The sequence below is a fragment of the Neisseria sp. P0021.S007 genome (assembly GCF_051956855.1).
In genome coordinates, this window is record NZ_JBQCXA010001735.1 from 1 (window position 1) to 441 (window position 441).

At 49.2% G+C, this 441-nt stretch carries 1 pseudogene; it reads left to right on the forward strand.

Annotation, left to right across the window (positions count from 1 at the left end):
• Window positions 1-441, forward strand: a pseudogene (locus ACTHUR_RS21190) (phosphatase PAP2/dual specificity phosphatase family protein); the annotation flags it as partial.

Sequence of the window (441 nt, forward strand, 5' to 3'; positions counted from 1 at the left end):
ACTTCTTGGCCTGCGGTGTTGGTCGGGTTGTGGCTGTGGTTGATATGGATTATTGCGTCTTTACTGATGGTATCCTTTGCCTAGTTGACTGGAAATGCAAACATAGTCCAAAAACAGGCTAACGGTAAATTATCGGGGGCAGCGACGGTGTGACTATGGCCTTATCTGGGGAGCGTACGGCTAAACATGGCGTATTGGTTACGCGGTAAAGCGAAAACGGCACCAGTCCGCAATGATGTAGTAATTGGCAGCGTTTGAGGGATTTCAAACCATTTGCCTGTCGTATGGGATGTATGCGCCGAATATCCCTGCTTTAGCTATCAGGGAGCATATCGCGCTCGGCCTTTACTGGATATGGTAACGCCGTCTGAAAACGATTTGGTTCAGACGGCCTTGAGATTGGAAACCTTGCGCCAAAAACACGGCAAAGCGCTGGTATGT